The 17,075-nt window shown below is 38.7% G+C and carries 15 protein-coding genes; 3 read left to right on the forward strand and 12 right to left on the reverse strand.

What is annotated here, in order from left to right:
- Nucleotides 1-299: 299 nt before the first annotated feature.
- The 5 genes from DC53_RS09225 to DC53_RS09205 all read right to left on the reverse strand — a co-directional run bounded on the left by DC53_RS09225 (nt 300) and on the right by DC53_RS09205 (nt 5,208).
- Nucleotides 300-1,349 carry a DUF2955 domain-containing protein gene (locus DC53_RS09225; RefSeq protein WP_033030109.1) on the reverse strand — a complete coding sequence of 350 codons (1,050 nt, stop codon included), beginning with the start codon at nt 1,347-1,349 and terminating at the stop codon, nt 300-302.
- 10 nt (nt 1,350-1,359) lie between these two features.
- On the reverse strand, nt 1,360-2,424 hold the full coding sequence (locus DC53_RS09220) for an HlyD family secretion protein (protein ID WP_033030077.1): 1,065 nt from the start codon (nt 2,422-2,424) through the stop codon (nt 1,360-1,362).
- Nucleotides 2,414-2,899, reverse strand: coding sequence for a MarR family transcriptional regulator (locus DC53_RS09215; protein WP_007378789.1), 486 nt, complete (start codon nt 2,897-2,899; stop codon nt 2,414-2,416). Before DC53_RS09215 ends, DC53_RS09220 begins: the two co-directional genes overlap by 11 nt.
- Before the next feature lie 808 nt (nt 2,900-3,707).
- Complete coding sequence (locus DC53_RS09210; RefSeq protein WP_033030079.1) at nt 3,708-4,592, reverse strand: spermidine synthase; 885 nt, start codon at nt 4,590-4,592, stop codon at nt 3,708-3,710.
- A complete protein-coding gene (locus DC53_RS09205) occupies nt 4,585-5,208 on the reverse strand; it encodes a fused MFS/spermidine synthase (protein ID WP_033015969.1) in 624 nt (207 codons plus the stop codon). Before DC53_RS09205 ends, DC53_RS09210 begins: the two co-directional genes overlap by 8 nt.
- A gap of 767 nt (nt 5,209-5,975) precedes the next feature.
- Here DC53_RS09205 and DC53_RS09200 point away from each other — a divergent pair.
- The gene (locus DC53_RS09200; RefSeq protein ID WP_204247259.1) at nt 5,976-6,581 is read left to right on the forward strand and encodes an RES family NAD+ phosphorylase; all 606 of its coding nucleotides are present in this window, start codon (nt 5,976-5,978) and stop codon (nt 6,579-6,581) included.
- Nucleotides 6,582-6,767: 186 nt separating this feature from the next.
- Nucleotides 6,768-7,739 carry a hypothetical protein gene (locus DC53_RS09195; protein WP_131649246.1) on the forward strand — a complete coding sequence of 324 codons (972 nt, stop codon included), beginning with the start codon at nt 6,768-6,770 and terminating at the stop codon, nt 7,737-7,739.
- Nucleotides 7,740-7,817: 78 nt separating this feature from the next.
- Here DC53_RS09195 and DC53_RS09190 read toward each other — a convergent pair whose 3' ends face one another.
- Nucleotides 7,818-8,318, reverse strand: coding sequence for a lactoylglutathione lyase family protein (locus DC53_RS09190; protein ID WP_007583656.1), 501 nt, complete (start codon nt 8,316-8,318; stop codon nt 7,818-7,820).
- Between the two features lie 114 nt (nt 8,319-8,432).
- Between DC53_RS09190 and DC53_RS09185 the strand changes: the two genes are divergently transcribed.
- A complete protein-coding gene (locus DC53_RS09185) occupies nt 8,433-9,299 on the forward strand; it encodes a LysR family transcriptional regulator (protein WP_007378783.1) in 867 nt (288 codons plus the stop codon).
- Nucleotides 9,300-9,309: 10 nt separating this feature from the next.
- On the opposite strand, the gene DC53_RS09180 is transcribed toward DC53_RS09185, so the two are convergent.
- The 6 genes from DC53_RS09180 to DC53_RS09155 all read right to left on the reverse strand — a co-directional run bounded on the left by DC53_RS09180 (nt 9,310) and on the right by DC53_RS09155 (nt 17,072).
- On the reverse strand, nt 9,310-10,023 hold the full coding sequence (locus DC53_RS09180) for a glycosyltransferase (protein WP_007378782.1): 714 nt from the start codon (nt 10,021-10,023) through the stop codon (nt 9,310-9,312).
- 27 nt (nt 10,024-10,050) lie between these two features.
- The gene (locus DC53_RS09175) at nt 10,051-10,797 is read right to left on the reverse strand and encodes a TIGR04282 family arsenosugar biosynthesis glycosyltransferase (protein WP_007378781.1); all 747 of its coding nucleotides are present in this window, start codon (nt 10,795-10,797) and stop codon (nt 10,051-10,053) included.
- Nucleotides 10,798-11,038: 241 nt separating this feature from the next.
- The gene (locus tag DC53_RS09170; protein ID WP_033030085.1) at nt 11,039-11,791 is read right to left on the reverse strand and encodes a glycosyltransferase family 2 protein; all 753 of its coding nucleotides are present in this window, start codon (nt 11,789-11,791) and stop codon (nt 11,039-11,041) included.
- Entirely contained in the window at nt 11,784-14,138 is a 2,355-nt protein-coding gene (locus tag DC53_RS09165) for an NAD(P)-binding domain-containing protein (RefSeq protein WP_033030086.1), read from the reverse strand. Before DC53_RS09165 ends, DC53_RS09170 begins: the two co-directional genes overlap by 8 nt.
- A 29-nt stretch (nt 14,139-14,167) precedes the next feature.
- Nucleotides 14,168-15,562, reverse strand: a complete 1,395-nt coding sequence (locus tag DC53_RS09160; protein ID WP_007378778.1) for an MptA/MptB family glycosyltransferase — start codon at nt 15,560-15,562, stop codon at nt 14,168-14,170.
- A 1-nt stretch (nt 15,563) separates the two neighbouring features.
- Entirely contained in the window at nt 15,564-17,072 is a 1,509-nt protein-coding gene (locus DC53_RS09155; protein WP_007378777.1) for a glycosyltransferase, read from the reverse strand.
- Between the last annotated feature and the right edge of the window lie 3 nt (nt 17,073-17,075).

The raw sequence follows: 17,075 nt of genomic DNA on the forward strand, positions 1-17,075 counted from the left end.
CGCACAGCTTGCTGGCGTATAAAAACGCAGTTTTAAAATAACTTAATAATTAGAAGCCTTGCTTCTCACGTGAGCAAGCTCTACGTCTACAAAACGTGCAGCCTTGTTAACTGGTAGACGCACAGCTTGCTGGCGTGTAAAAACGCAGTTTTTAAAATAACTTAATAATTAGAAGCCTTGCTTCTCACGTGAGCAAGCTCTACGTCTACAAAACGGTGTAACCTTGTTAACTGGTAGACGCACAGCTTGCTGGCGTGTAAAAACGCAGTTTTTAAAATGGCTTAATAATTAAAATTTATTTAATCAAAGGTATGATGGCGCGTTGCACTAAAGCGATTAAGTAAATGATGCATAACATATACAGCGCACAAGCTTAAAATAATCGCCACCGATACCGAACTAAATCGATACAACGCACTGTAAATTAAGTCTTGTCCTGGGCCCAACGACTGCCCAAATAAAATACCAAATGTGGTTAATACACCAAACCCGATACCAGGAATACCGCCGCCTAAAATGTGAAACCGTGCAAACACAAAGGATAAAATCCACAATATAGCAACCGGAAAAAGTAAAAAATCGCTATGGTTGTACAAAAACAACTGTGATAACAGCGCTGCATTGCAACCAATCAATGTACCAATTGCACGTTGCCAGCCTGCCATACCTGCTGCTTTCCAACACAATGAAAATAAAATAAGTACTGAGGCTGCTTGTGCTGAAATTGAATCTTGTAAATCAAGCACCTGAAAAACCACAAACGAAAGCGTTGCCACACTGGCGCAAAGTAGTACCTCATGGCGAATGCTTTCTTTAGGTTTAGCTGGCATTACTCGACCAGGCCTTGCGGTTACATCAGGAAATACCCCATGCATTATCGCGGCAATAATCACAGTTAATAGGATAGCCAAACCGTTACTTAAAATCAGCGGATAAATACTACTGCCTTGATCAACATAGCTCAAAAAATGCAGTTGAATTGAAAGGCTAACCACGCCTAAAGCACCAAATAAAAAGGCGCTACCGCTACTCATTTTATGAAATAAAAAACAAAATATGCCAAATACAAGTAGCGTCATAACGACAGGCAAATGAGAAAATAGCCCCTGTATTACAAGTACTATAAATGCACTAAAAGCCGCCGACGCTATAAATTGATTGATAACACCTCGGCTTAATGTAGGCACCATACCGAGTAACAACATAGGATAAACAGTAAAAAATATACCGTTTGGCCAATTCATCAATTTACTAATGGCAAAACCGATAGTACATCCGCCAGCGATACGCAGTGCTTGGCGAAGGCCATTAGAATCTAATTGTGGTCCTTGGCTAACAACTTGAGTCATACCTCCTCCATTAATAAATGTAGTGTAACCAACTAATAAACCTAATTTGCGCTGCGCCAAACCACTGCCCAATAGTTGACTCTGGCAATAATTGCACTGTAGCACGTGCACCACTTGGCATATTTTCAATTAAATTTTGGTTGTTAACTAATTTTAGATGAATACGTTGTCGCTGCGCATCGCGCACCCAGCGGTTACTGATCTCTGTAGTACTGAGCAAACCATTGGCACTTAACTGACCATTGCTTACACCGGCCTCAAACGCCTCAAGTGTCGCGTCATAAACCTCTCCAGGGCGACTATCAAAAACGACTTTTGCTAGGCTACCGCGCTTCATGTGCAGCAGTGATTTTTCTCTAAAATCGGCAACTAAGTCGGCTTTTTTAGCCACAATCGCTAATAACGGTTTACCTGCAACGGCATATGCACCATCAAGCAATTGTAAGTTAGCAACTATGCCATCACTCAATGCACGCACTTGCGTATACGATAAATTCAACTCAGCTTGCGCTAACTGATTTGCAGCATGGCGCATTGCTAAGTTTTTATCACCTGACTCGCCACGGGCTAAAATAGCTTCCGATAATTGCGCCTCATACGCTGCTACATTTGCTTTGCTTGCTTGATAATTAGCACGAATACTTTCAAGCTCTTGCTCTGATATGGAGTTTTGTTTGTAGAGCTTTTCGCCTCGGTTTTTTAATAATCTTTGCTCATGTTGTTTGGCTTTTGCAGCACTTATTTGCGCCTCAAGCGCTTTTACATTTGTATCGAGTCGTTTGTTTTGTAATTTAGCATCGTCAAGTGCCAGCTTAGCTTGTTCGTACGCTAAGTTGTAAGGTCCTTGGTCAATATGAAACAAAATATCGCCTGCTTTCACAGGTTTGTTATTACTTACTAATACACTAGTTACTCGGCCACTTATTTGTGGCGATATTTGCACAACAGGATGATACACCCGCGCTTGAGGCGTTACAGGTAAAAAAATATCAGCCATTAAATAGTAAATAAACACTAAAACAAACCCAATGAGGGAGAGTCTTACATAGCGGGCAAATTTTTGATCAGGTGTCATTTTTAGCCTTTGTTTGAGATTTAATGCAATTGAGTGCGTTTTCTTCCATTTTTACCAAGCCGTATGCCATTGCATCTAATTGTGCATGACTAAAACCATTATATAACTGCGCTTTAATATCTGTTATTCGCTCATTTAAGGTGTGTAAAATGCTGCGACCTTGCTCGGTAAAATAAAGCTTTTTACTGCGTTTATCGTGCTCATCTACGCGGCGCACAATCAGCGATTGCTCTTCTAACTGTTTGAGCGTGCGCGTAAGCGACGGCATCTCTATGCCTAAGCTCTGTGAAAGCGCTAATTGAGTAACGCCCTCTTTGAGCATATTTATATGCATTAAGGCAGTCCAGCGCGACTGTGTTAACCCTAAAGGCTCAACAGCAATAGTTACCGCTTCACGGCATAAGCGATGCACACGGCCCATATTGCCGCAAAGTGTTAAATCAAGAGTTTCATAAAATGGAATGTTTTTAACCATAGCGCACTTAATTAGTTAGCAGGCTAACTATAATATCACTACTTAATAAACAACGTAAATATATTAGTTAAAAATGGATTAAAGATGTGCAGTAAGGCATAAAGCGAGGTGTCTCAAAATAAACGCCGAACTTGTAGATGCGAATTTACTTCACGCTTGACTTCAAATAAAAATATAAGCGAGGTATAAAACCTCACCTACATAAATAAAAGCCGAACTTGTAGGTGCGAATTTACTTCACGCTTGCCTGTAAATAAAAATATAAGCGAGGTATAAAACCTCACCTACCTAAAAATAAAAGCCGAACTTGTAGGTGCGAATTTACTTCGCGTTTGCCTGCAAATAAAAATATAAGCGAGGTATAAAACCTCACCTACATAAATAAACGCCGAACTTGTAGGTGCGAATTTACTTCGCGCTTGCCTGCAAATAAAAATATAAGCGAGGTATAAAACCTCACCTACCTAAATAAAAGCCGAACTTGTAGGTGCGAATTTACTTCGCGTTTGCCTGCAAATAAAAATATAAGCGAGGTATAAAACCTCACCTACATAAATAAACGCCGAACTTGTAGGTGCGAATTTACATCGCGCTTGCCTGCAAATAAAAATATAAGCGAGGTATAAAACCCCACCTACATAAATAAACGCCGAACTTGTAGGTGCGAATTTACATCGCGCTTGCCTTCCAATAAAAATATAAGCGAGGTATAAAACCTCACCTACATAAATAAACGCCGAACTTGTAGGTGCGAATTTACTTCGCGCTCAAGTAACTTATCTATTACTTCGCGCTTTATAAAAGCACCTTAAAAATTAAGTAAATTAGCGGGAGAATATTGGTCTGTAAGCACTTTCGTATCAGCAGGCCAATCTTGACCGTCTTTTGTAAAATGCATAAATTCGCTAATTGCTTTTATATCAATGCCGTATTTTGCCAAGCGAGGCTCAAGTATTTTAACCTGTGCCTTTATTTGCTCGTTAGTTGGCGGCGCTTTAAGTCCCGCTAAAATAATACGGTTACTACGATTTTCACGGCTTACATTTATAAAGTCGCCAAATACAGCGTGGTAAGTTGCCGACTCATGCTCATAAAGCTTACTACTTGAAAATGTATTTGCAGCTATAACACCACCTTCGGCCAATACGCTTTGTACCTCTTCAAAAAACTCTTTAGTGAGTAAATGCTCCGGAATATAGTCGCCGTTAAAGGCATCTAAAATTATCCAATCGTACATTTGCTTTTTAATAGCGGCGCGTTTTATAAAAATACGGCCATCTTGCACGCTTGATGTCACTAAGTCATTTTCTATAAAGTTAAAGTAATCGCGTGCAACTTTAGTTACAGCGGGATCTATTTCAACATTATGAATTTTTGCCTCTGGATATAGTTCATGAATAACATTAGAAAGCGTACCGCCACCTAATCCTATAATAAGTACATTTTTAGGGTTATCGGCTACTAAAAGGCTGGCAAAAGTAAGTTTAGTGTAGTTAAAAACAAGTTTGTCAGGGTCATTTTTGTACATGCAGCTTTGGCTTGTTTGGCTACTTTTAGTATTAAATTTAAGACAACGTAAGTCGCTAGTGTCTTCAACAATAATATTGCGATAAAGCGAGCGCTCTTCATGAATAACCTTACTAAACGCAACCCCCGAAAACACGATTAACGGCAGTAGTAAATATTTAAGCATGAGCAAGCTCCTTGTTATTCACCAAGCTATTAACAACAATAGCCACTAAACCAAGTGACCCAAGCGTTAAAGCAAAAGCGCCAATAATTGTATTTACGTCAAACGCGAGCACAAAGTAAAAAGAGGTGATAATAGTACCCAGCGCACTGCCAAGCGTACTTACAAAGTATAAACGCCCCGCTACTTGACCACTTTTATCGCTATCGGTTACCAATAAACGTACTGAGTAGGGCGAAATCATACCTAAAATAACGGTTGGAATAAAAAATAATGCAGTTGAAGCTAACAGCGAACCATAACGGCTATCTTCAATATGCGTGAATATAAACTCCATTATTGGCTGCGAAAATAACGTAATAGGCACCACCATAATGCTGGCGACTAAAAATATTAAACCATATTTAGTAAGCGATGCATTTTTAGTACTTAGCTTACCGCCAAGTAAATAACCAAATGATAAGCTGAGCATAAACACCGTTATTATGCTGCCCCAAATATGTACACTGCTCCCAAAAAAAGGCGCAAGTATTCGCCCTCCTAAAAGCTCAATCCCCATAATGCAAAAACCACTGCAAAAGGCTAAAAAATAAATTAATGCGTTTGTTTTTAAAGTCATGTAATTATCGTTTTGTAACTTAATAGAGTTCCATACTAACGTGATGTAAACATGCCCGCTAGTGTAAAAATCACTCAAGGCAAACCTTTTAAAAGCAAATTAACCGTGTTTCATATTAGCGGTGCGCAACAGAGTAATTTAGTAATAACCTAAGTTTATCGTGGTGAAACACGCAGCGCAGGCAAAGGTGACTCGTAGTAGATGTTTTAGAGTAATCGTTACTTAATAAACAAAGTACGATCATGTTGAGCTACCCAGCACTATGATCTTAAGCGATAACCAAACATTCAATGAGCTAACCTGCTTAATTGTTCAGGCTAGTAGCGGCTGTGTGTTTAAATAACCTGGTTGCTTATCAAACAAAATTTAGGTGTAATAACAACATAATAAACACTGTTCAATGCAGGGACAGCTCAGATACGACAGGCGCGCCGATTAAATAGGCTTAATGTAGTTGATGTCACAAAAAGCCTTTCTTTAAATGTAAAGTTCATAGCATAAACAACACCGAGCAGGTGGCGCCTCAGTCCAATAAGCGACACTGCAACACAAACTGCGTGTCGCATAAATACTAAAATGTTATGTGTTACTACAAACTAAGGAATATGAATGAGCTTCAAATCTTGGTTAAGCTATTCTGACTTTTCTGAAAAAGCGTGCTCTAAGCTAAGCTGCGCTACATTTTAGATAATGAGTCGAGTGAATTTCTAAATTCAATTAATGACACTTGTAGTGACAGGGTTAAAACCTTAAAAGTTGGTTCTGTGGTGTGGCGCGCACAAACTGGATGTGGTGAGGAGAAGGCTTCTGATAATGTAGAGCAAGAGTTCCATGTTGATAAGCGTATTCCTTTCCCATTCGAACGAATGAAGCCATTGACCAATAACGCCTCTGAGGGGAGGGCGAATTCAAAAGGGATTCCTTGTTTATATGTAGCAGCAGATGCGGAAACTGCGATACACGAAGTGAGACCTTGGCCTGGATTAACCTTAACAATCGCCCAATTGCATTTGACAAAGGATGTGAAGTTGATTGATTTTTCGGAGACGGCTGATGCTGAACAGTACCCATATTTCTCCTTCGACGAACCTTCTATTAATCAGAGAATTGCCGCTGTGTGGGCTGCAATGGATATTGCTTTTTCTTGGCCTGTAATGGGATCTGATTCCAAGTCAGAATATGTGCCGACGCAAATAATATCAGAGTTTATTAAATCGAAAGGGTATGACGGGATTATTTATAAAAGCTCTTTAACTAAAGGGCGTAATTATGTTCTTTTTAATTTAAATGATGCGGCTGTTGTTCAGTGTGACTTATTTGTAGTATCCAAGGCTAAATTTGACTTCGAGAAGTTGGATGGAAGCTCATCCTGACAGCTGAGCGTGGTAACACCTAATCGGGTAGCCGGAGGTCTCTAACCTCCAGCGCCCATACCAACCATCATGCGCTTTTTATTGGCAGGAAGTGCAATGGGCGGTTCATCTCCCGTAATGAATAATCTATAATCAAGACACCCGTCTTAATTACCATTCTTATGTTCTTTTTATAAGGTAAGTGATTTGAAAAACAATAACATGCATAAGCTAGGGTGGGTTTATCTATCTATATTTTTAATAGTCTCTCTAATGTTATGTACTGTTGGTTATTTTTACAATAAAGCGTCGGCTCCACCGACTTCAGCAGAGCAAACCTCTAATTATTTAACTGTATTACCTCAAAAAACTCCTGAAAAAGCAGTCAATACTGACTTACTGACAAACAAAAAGGTGACTAACAGTGCCCTTTCATCAAGGGAAGGTAAGTATCAGCGAGTTATTATGACCAGACCGCAATGGAAACTGCAAGGGGAGTTTAGGGAGCACTTTAAACGTTTACAAGCGGCAGCAAACGATGGTGATAACGAAGCAAAATATATCATCGCTACAAACTTAAGGTATTGTTTGTCGGCACCAATTGATGACAACGCTCTACAGGCTGAGTTAGAACAGATCTCTCAGTACAGTGATGTCGGCGAAGCCGCTGATAGAAAAATAGAAAAGTTTGATTATTGTAAGGGCATTAATAGTATTGAGCGTCACCAATTTTATGCGTATTTAGAAGATGCAGCGAAAAATGGGTTTGTCGCCGCACAAGAGTCATTTGTTAATCTAACGGCTGAGTTTTTTATGAAGTCGCAAGGTTTTTCGACACTAAAACGCGCTGAGTTCATTAAAAAAAGAGATAATTTTAATAAACAAAAAATAGTATTTTTAGAATACGCTGCTCAACATGGTAGTGAAAAGGCATTAATCTCTTTATCTAATGTGTATTATTCACAGCAGCTTGGTGAAAAAAGTTTTGCAAAGTCTTACGCGCTAAACCGATTAATTATGGAAATCACCGATAATAATGATATTTATAATCGCTATGCGTGGTTTGAGCAGCGACAGTATCCGCAACTTAGCGAAAGTGAACTTGCCAGTGCAAATGAAATAATAGAGCAGTGGAGCGCAATCATAAATAAAAACGGCACCGTATACCCTCACGATTAGTAAAAATAAAAGCGCTATAGCTGAAACAAAAAGGCTGCACTAATAAATACTGCGGCCTTTGTTTTTAGCTCAATGCTTTTAATAAGCGCCTGCGCTGTAAATTAGCTCGTAGCTGTGGCTGTAAATCTCAAGGATGTTGCCAAACGGGTCTTCCATGTAGATCATGCGGTATGGCTTTTCGCCAGGGTAGTAATAGCGCGGGGCTTGCATACGCTTTTTACCGCCAGCTTCTACAATACGCTCTGCTAAGCCTTCTACATCAGGGTCTTGAACACAAAAATGAAAGATCCCTGTTTTCCAGTATTCAAAGTTGTCTTTTGGGTTTTCTTGGTTTTTAAATTCAAAAATTTCTACACCAATACGATCGCCCGTTGAAAGGTGCGCTATTTTGAATTTTTCCCATTTTTCACCAAATACTTCGGTACACATTTCGCCAATGGGGCTTTTGTCTTCGGTTATTAAAGTGGGTTCCATAATGGTGTACCAACCCATAACCTTAGTGTAAAACTCAACGGCTTTTTCAACGTCGGGAACCGAAATACCAATGTGCGAAAAACTACGTGGGTATGTATGACTCATAATGCTTCCTCTTTAACTTGTGACTTATCTTGTGACTCGTTGATGGAGTTAGTTTACGAATCGACAAACATTAAGTAAAATTATCATTAATCATAACTTTGAGTACGTTTTGTAATGATAAATCCGACATGGTTAAACACATTTTGCACCTTGGTTGAGGTAAATCATTTTACCAAAACAGCTGAGCGCCTTTATATGACGCAGTCTGGTGTAAGCCAGCATATTAAAAAGCTAGAGCAACAAGTTGATTGTGCTTTACTTGAGCGCCACGGTAAGCAGTTTTCACTCACGCCACAGGGTCAAAACTTATATCAGCAGGGTAGCCAACTTATCAAAGACTGGCAGTTTTTAGAGCAGCAATTAAAAGATGATTCACCTTTTAGCGGAGCAGTAAAAATTCAATCGCCGGGCAGTTGTGGTTTAAAGTTTTACAATCAATTATTAGCACTGCAATGTGAGCATAAAGCACTAACTATTGATTACCGCTTTGCGCCAAATGTGAGTGTGGAGCAAGCTGTGGCAAATTACAGTGCCGATATTGGCTTTTTAACCCAAGCCCCTACACTTAGCGAAGTGATCAGTTATAAAATTGATAAAGAAGCGCTATTACTTATTACACCTGCGGGTATAAATACACCGAATTGGCAAACACTGTGTGAGCTGGGTTTTATTGCTCATCCTGATGCAAACCATCATGCGCAACTACTACTTAGCGAAAACTACGATGAATTTGAACATATTGAGCAAATAAAGCAGACGGGGTTTTCCAACCAAATTAGCTTAATACTAGAGCCTGTAAGTTTAGGCTTAGGTTTTACGGTATTACCTGCCAATGCGGTAGGTGCTTTTAATAAGCCTGAGCTTATTAAAACGCACTATTTAGCCAATCCCGTTAATGAGACTATTTATGCATGTCACCATCGAAATAGGCCACTGGCAAAACGGATGAATACAGTGATTGAGTTAATTAAGTCAAGTTAAGGTAAATACCTTATTTTTGTCTTTCGTCGTATTGAGTATTAAGCTGAATACCTTTTTCATAGCGCTGATTCATCGCAGTATCTGAACGGTTAAAATAATATAACCACTTCATGTACTGATTAGTTAAAGCCTGTCGATAGAGTCCGTTAACTTGAAAGCGTATCGCAGAGGTTTCGCTAATAAACGGTAGACGCTTTGCTTTACATTTGAGTTTAAGCCGTAAACATAGCTCTGTATCTTCAAAAATATCTATTAGCGGCAACATACCTACGTCGAGTAGAAGTTGTTTTTTTGCAAATAAACAATGGTCTAAATAATACACTCCCCGTTTATCACCGCGAATATAATTAGAATACCAAGAGGTAAACTGAAGTAATGGATGGCGTATATTAAATTTATGGGTAAAAGCCCCCCACGACATCTGATCTGCGTGTTTGTTTAACGCATTCAACCCTGCAATATCAATTATGCTACGAGGGTGATGAAGCACAATTGTGTCAGCATTTGCTTGCACAATACCCGCATTGAGCCGGCCTGCTCGTGATGCTATATCGGTTTTAATTAAGCACACGCCCGCAGCATTAATTATATCGATGGTGTTATCGGTGCTTCCCCCATCCACACAAATTATTTCGCAGTTTTTTAAATGTTGATACGCCTTGAGGATCCGTTGTAAATACCCTGTTTTTTCTTCATTTAAAGTAGGAATAATAATACTTAACATACTTTTATAACCTCATAGTTCAGAATATTACTCATGAAAACTCACTTTAGCGAGCGAGAATAGATCATTAATTGTATGTAATAGAGCTTTACGTGCTGGGCGAGTATCTGACTGTAGATCAATAAATAATTTTTTAAGATCGCTGACATAATCAATATCGTAACCTGGTAAGCAATACTTCACCGATAATTTATTCTGCCTACACTGTTGTGATAATGATTGTGATAATTCATTCGTGCTCCAAGGTAAATGGGTTAGTACTGGCCAAGCTACTTTGTTAGCCATAATGATGACGCCACCATCATCAGCATGATGCAAAGCTACGTCATTACTTTGTAATGCACTAATCGTTGCCTCAAAATATTGATGGTTAAGTATTGGAGCATCAGTACCTATGAACACTAGTTGCTCATGCCCTTGTGCTCGCAGCTGATTATCAACATAGTTTAATCTATCGCCTAAGTTGCCTAACTGCCCAAGCGGTAATTGCGTTATTACGTGGGCATTACTTACTAAAGAATGCGCCCACTGAATATCGCTTTCGCTTGAACAAGCAATAACAACAGGCCCTTGCCAATTATTAGCATCTTCTATTGCGCATGCTAATAATGCATGTGCAATTTTAAGTGCGCATTGCGCATTCGAGCCTTCAGCAAGCCGCTGCTTACCTTGGTTGAGTTTAGGCCGTTTACAAAAAACAACTAACGTCGCTTGATTTATAACTAATCTAATTGTTTGTTTTGACGCTTTATTACTTTGGTTTATTTTATTCATTTTAATCACAGCTCACGTAGCACTAATAATTTTGTAATTCGCATTTATAACTAGGGCTTGTTTATCTTTCTAGGCTGAGTTTGCAGCCGTATGTTTGGTTTTTAGGTAGGGCTGAGCCTATGTGGTGTTGTTATTTCCCATAAAGAGGCAATAACGCAACATCAATGCCAAGCATGTACTGCCCTTAGGTCGTCCTAAAGACGACTTACTCTTTGTTGCTCGGTTATTACTTAGCCCACGCTTATTCATACTCACTACCTTTAAGCTGCGCTGTATTTTTAACACTGGATTGGCGAATAAATAACGTTGCAATCATGGATAAAATACCGATACCAGCTTTAAATGAGCCCATTACTGTGCCGCTAATTTTTGATTGTCCTATTCGCACTTTAGAGTCAACAGCGTATTCGCTCACTTGCATACCAAGAATGATCGCTTTAACCTGCATTTCTACAGTCCAGCCAAACGAGGTATCAGCCATATTTAAAGTGTGCAGCGACGAGAAGCGAATGGCCCTAAATGGCCCTAAATCAGTTATTTTTTGCTGCCAAAATAGTGTTATTAAGTGGCTAGATAGCCAGTTACCAAAGAGTTGTGGTTTAGTTAAAGCTCCATTTTCAATGGTGCCTAAGGTTCTTGATCCAATAGCAAGATCGTCACCATTAACAATCCCATTTAGTAATGAAAGGGCTTGATCTACAAAGCAAGAATCATCACCATCTACAAAAAGTACAATATCGCATGAGGGAAGCTTAGCAATAGCGGTTAAGCAGGCAATACCATAACCAGGTGTACTTTGATGAACAACTTGAGCACCATTAGCGGTTGCTACTTTTGCAGTGTTGTCTGTGGAACCATTGTCACAAACAATAACGTTATCAATAACCGCCTGCTCATCAAACATTAAAGTAATCAAATTTCTGACCACAATGGAAATAGCTTGCTCTTCGTTAAGAGCAGGAATAACAACGGCAACTTTATGACCTTTATACATTTTTAATCTCAATAATGTTAACGCCGCCACGTGATTTTTCAGACATTTGCACAGGGCTAGCTGCGAGTGTATCTTTTTTGATAATGGCGGAAGTTTTTCGGTTTATTTCAGCAAAAGACAATGTGCCTGTTGGGCAGGTTTGTACACAGGCGGAGCAACGAACGCATTGTGGATCGGTCATTGGTTGGCCTTTACTTGCAAAAGCCATAACATCAATGCCTTGATGGCATACAGTTGTACATTGATTACAACTAATACATTTCGATTTTTCACTAACAATAGCAAAGCGACCAAAGCGACTGTATATATGCATTAATGCCGCTAATGGACAAGCAAACCGACACCATGTACGCCCTGAATATTTAAAATAAAGGCCAAACCCTAAAATACCGGCTAATAAAATATCAACAACCCACTTATAACTAAATGCGTTTACTAATTGGTAGTCCTTGTTCTCGCCTTTTAAAAACAGATTAAACATATGGTTCATCCATGACTCAGGATATATCCACCCTAAAACACGAATGACTAATAACACTGCAGCTATTAATAAAATGAACTGACCAAGCATATTTAGCTTATTCCACTTAGAACCGTGTGGCATTTTATGGCGTTGCTGATCTCCCATAGTTTCAGCCATAGCACCGCAAGAGCAAATCCAACTACAATAAGCGCCTTTGCCCCACTTCATCACAATAATTGGAATAATAACGAATGTTTGAATAGCCCCAATAACTAACCAAGCAACTTGGGGAGTGTCGGTAAATACGGTATACACACCTAACGGCCAAGCGAAGATAAAACTATATGCATGCCAATAAGCGCGTGGGTGTCCCCATTCAGGCCATGTATGCGTCGCAAGTTCTTGCGCTGAGATATAACTGGGAAACAACGCATCGGCAAAGCTTTTGCCTATTCCTGCATCAAATACACCGTTATAGCCAAGTAATGGTAAAATTATTTCTGGCAATAAAAATAATGGAAACAATTGAATAGCAAACAAAACTGACGTTTGTACTGTTACATAAGGTGTTTTGCGTCGTTTAATTCGTTGCCAACCAAAAATACCAATTAATAGGGTATAAAGAACGGTGTAGTAAAACGAACGACTTTTTAAAGAAACCGCTATTGTGCCAATTAAGGTACTGCGATCATTCACTTGCAACTGCCACCATTCGCCAAAGCCTGCAATTAAGGTTGGCATTTGATCGGGATAAGAAAAAGTACTCCAAAATGAATTTAAAAAACCATAGCCTTTCCAATCGTATAATGCAGTTAATGCGACTAAAAACAGGGCAAAGAAAGCCCAGCCAGACCATGTGCTTTCACCACTGATATTGATTTTTGAACGTCTGAAGAAATCTAGCGGGGCTTCACGACCAGTCGCTAACAACACGCTATCGTTATCTAATATTTCATCTGTACCATCTTTATTTTTTAACTGCACAGACCGTGGTGAAATTTTACTGACTTGAGTCGCCATTTTAAGCGTCACTTTGTCATCTTTTACTAATTGTGTTACTTGTTCGACATTCTCTGGTTTTGCCCGGTTAAACTGAGTTTGTCGATAAGATAAAGTAACTTTAGCGCCTTCCTCTGCTGTTGCAATCGCAGCCTCTAATGCGCTATCACCTCCGCCAACGATTAATAGTTCTTTATCTTTATAGTATTGTGCGTCAATAAAACGATTTGCTACCTTTGGTAAATCTTCACCTTCAACATTTAATTTTCGATAATTTCCAGAGCGCCCAATAGCAACAATCACACGGTGAGCCACTAAGCTATCACCATTCTCTAAAGTAACACGTAGTTTGTTGCCCTCTTTATTTACATGGCTAACTTGCGCCAGTTTAGCTTCAATACTGTGGGCAGTAGTTTGCTCTTTAAGTTCGCTCAACAGGTTTTCTTTATGACTTACTTTATTTGAAAATTGTAATTCGCCTTCAGGCTTCATGTCAGTGGGGTAAGTATAAATAGGTTTATTATTAGGAAAATTTTCAATCGTTGAAAATGGTTTATTACCTTCTAACAACGTAACATTAAGCTGCTGTTTTTTACCTTCAATAGCGGCAGAATACCCACTAACACCACCACCAATAACAATAATATCTACAACATCAGCTGTTTGCGTACGGGTACTAAAAGTAGTATCAGCAATAATGGAGCGAATAGCTTTAGCGCCCGTATCGCTGGAGAATTTAAGTAAAGGAATACCCGTTAAATCACCAACAACATACACACCTTTAATATTGGTTGTGCCATCGGCATTCACTAATGGTTGCTTTTCTGCAGTGCGATCAGGCCATTGTCCGTGCAACCAGTGATAATAATTATTAATAATATTCAATTTGTATATTCCAATATAAAGTTTTATGTTTATGAATTATCAATGTGATTCAGCTTTGAAGTCTTTTTGATGCCGTGATAAATCAGCCTCAATAACGTTAACGCGTATAAAACACCTAAAAGTACAACAGGCCAAAGCGCAGGTTGCCATTGTTGACAGCAAAGGAAATTACCGAGCACTTCGTATGTCATGGGCATAAGTAATAACCAAGTAAGTAAATAAATATTTGGGCGCAAGGCAAGCAAGGGAACTAACGGGAGTAAATACCAAGGAAAAAGCACAGGGCTTAACATAAGAGGTAAAGCCAAGGCTGCTTGCATACAAAAATAAATAACCGATGTACTCATGTAGCGGGCTTTACTGTATCTAAAACTTGTATAAGCAATAAACAACACCGCAATAACTCCCATAACAAAAAGCGCTAAAACAACCTGTGAATTAGTTAATAGAGAATCAAGTGCAGTAAAAATAGGGGACGCATTACGCCATTTTTCAAAAAACACACTAATACTGCCTACGGGTACGTACCCAAGCGCAATGGTAGTACCATAAATTAGCGCGACAGTCGTAACCCAGCTGAGCACCAACATTAGAGCGGGTTTTAATGATTTTTGTAAAAAAAATAATGGCAGTAATAACATAACGGGTAAAATTTTCAGCGACATACCAATACCAATAGCGATACCGCAATATAAAAGTAATTGTCGCTGCCAAAAATAAATTGCGACAACAACTGCCAATGCAGAAAAAGCATCTATGTGTAACCCAACACCAGTTTCTAAAATCAGCAGTGGCGACAACGCAACAAGTGCTAAATTATTTAATTTGTTGGCCTTTTTTAATACTAAAGCCGACACGTACACCGTTAATAACCCTGCAAGTAATAGCAAAAACCGCCATACCAACTGTGCCTTTTCAACTCCAAATGATGATGAAAAAGTAAATAAAGCCAACGCTAATGGAGGATAAATAGTGACATAAGCTGCATGCTCTTTAGGTGGTTGCCACTGTTCTCGCAATTGTGTTAATTCAATCGCGTCATGGCTGATGCTATAAGGGTCGTAGCCTTCATATGCTATTCGCCCATCAAATAGGTAACGACTTGTGTCATTAGAGGTATAAGGCTCAACGTCAATCAATACAATACGCATTAGAAAAGCGGTGATTAGTAGCAGCTTATAATTTTTTAAATAACGTGATTTAGGAGATAAAGACCAAGCTACCAACATAAAAAATGCCATTAAACAATATTGAATAATGGTATAAACTCCAATACTGCTAACAGGAAATTCAGTATTGCTTTGCGACGTATTTGCTAAAAAATAACTCGAAAAACTCAGGGCAATTAAACTAGCTAAGCTTATAAAATAAAGCCAAGATTTACTTTTAGTTGTGAAACTTGGCTTAAACAATTGCAGGTTCATTTTAAGCGTGTCTAGATAGCTGATAATGACTATAAAAGCTATTAACTGCAGACATAACAAACCCAAGAGCTAACAACGATACAAATGGCAATATAAACCAATATTGGTAAATAACAGCCCACACTAAAACTACGACATAGATAGCTGCAACTAAAAATTCAAAAATGGCACCTTTAGGAGGTAAAGGTTTATAGTGCGGCTTATTTTTAAAGCCCTGCGAAGCTTGATTTTCACTTTTATAAGTATGTTCTGCTTTTTGTAGTTCACCTGTTTTAGGTGTGCGGACAAATTCACTTTCTTTGCCCATTAAAGCTTCAAAACCAGCCTTAGAATTATTAATTGCCAACTGTATACCTAACAATACTAAGTTAGGTAATTTTGCTAATGCACGTATTTTTGAGCGACCTAAAACTACTTGACCAAAATATAGGTATGCAATGTGTCCGCCTGAAGACATCAATAATAAGGCAATATCAATCCACCAAACGTTTATGTAATCATATTGCGCACGTAAATATAAGCTAGGTAATAAGAAAAATAATGTATCTAGCATCATGACTAAATAAGCTAGGTTATTTGATAAATGAAACGTTGATTCAAGTTTTTTAACAAGCGGTATTTTTGCTTTCCATACTGTTTTTAGCATTTTAAGCATGACTTGTACGCCACCTTTAGCCCAACGGTACTGCTGAGTTTTAAACGCATTCATATCAGCAGGCAGCTCACCTGGACATGTTATATGATTTAAATACTGCATTTTCCAACCAGCTAGTTGAGCTCTATAACTTAAATCTAAATCCTCAGTTAAAGTATCAGCACTCCAATGGCCTGCATCAATAATGGCTGAAGTACGCCAGATACCTGCAGTCCCATTAAAGTTAAAAAGCATATCACTCGCACAGCGCACATGCTGTTCTAACCCAAAATGAGCATCGAGCATTACAGCCTGTGTTTTTGTTAATAAGCTACTACGACGATTTAAATGCTCCCATCGCAACTGCACCATGGCAATATCAGTTTGAGTGAAAAAATGAATACTTTTTAATAATGTATCCGGAGTAGGTATAAAGTCAGCATCAAAGATAGCAATAAATTCACCATCGGCCGTTGTCATTGCCTCTTTTAATGCACCAGCTTTAAAACCATGACGATTGGTTCGCTGTACGTGCTCAATATTTATGCCTTGTAGCTTATAATGCGATACACGTTCAGCAATAACCTCACTTGTATCGTCATTAGAATCATCAACAATTTGTATTTGTAAACGATCAGCCGGATACTCCAATAATACAATTGAATCAACAATCCTTTTGGCAACTAACCTTTCATTATAAAGTGGAATTTGAACTGTTATCTTTGGTAATTTCTCAAACATTTTAGGTGATTGAGGTGTAAAATTTCGATATTTAAACCATCGAAATACCATAGACAAACGGTGCAAACCAAATAAAGATAAAATAGCTAATAATAAAAAATGAACAACAAGTACTAACGAACCAATTAACGACATAAT

Source organism: Pseudoalteromonas fuliginea (assembly GCF_000690055.1).
Classification (GTDB): domain Bacteria; phylum Pseudomonadota; class Gammaproteobacteria; order Enterobacterales; family Alteromonadaceae; genus Pseudoalteromonas; species Pseudoalteromonas fuliginea.